1 protein-coding gene is annotated in these 416 nt (G+C 62.5%); it reads left to right on the top strand.

All coding sequences use genetic code 11. The annotated features are described in order from the left end of the window. Positions 1-110 precede the first annotated feature (110 nt). The coding region (locus QCE64_RS37890) for an ESPR-type extended signal peptide-containing protein (RefSeq protein WP_310009533.1) at positions 111-416 on the top strand (306 nt) is incomplete at its 3' end.

The raw sequence follows: 416 nt of genomic DNA, 5'->3' as shown, positions 1-416 counted from the left end.
AGATTTATCGGCCTACGCCGGGCAATTCGGAGCGCTGACAATACACGTGCTGCTTGCTTACGTTGCCATGCCTCGCGAGCCGGTTCCGCCGACTCCCTTTCTGCAAGAACATGAATCACGGTCTTTTCAAGCTGGTGTACAACCGTCTGCGGAACATGCACGTCGCTGTCGCCGATTTCGCATGCGCTCACGGTAGCGAACCGGCCGTGTGGGTCGCAGGCACGCCCAGCGCGGCGCCGCACCTCCTGTTGCGTCCGCTCGTTGCCGCCACCCTGCTGTGCTTCGGAGCGCTTGCTTCAGTTGCACCCACGTGTGCACAGATCGTCGCGGTCCCGGGCTCTGGTGCGCAGGTTCTACAGGCGCAGAATGGCGTCGCACAGGTGAATATCGCGAAGCCTTCGGGTGCGGGTGTGTCG

It is taken from the genome of Caballeronia sp. LZ043, assembly GCF_031451075.1.
Classification (GTDB): domain Bacteria; phylum Pseudomonadota; class Gammaproteobacteria; order Burkholderiales; family Burkholderiaceae; genus Caballeronia.
This window is presented reverse-complemented; position numbering and strand designations above follow the sequence as displayed.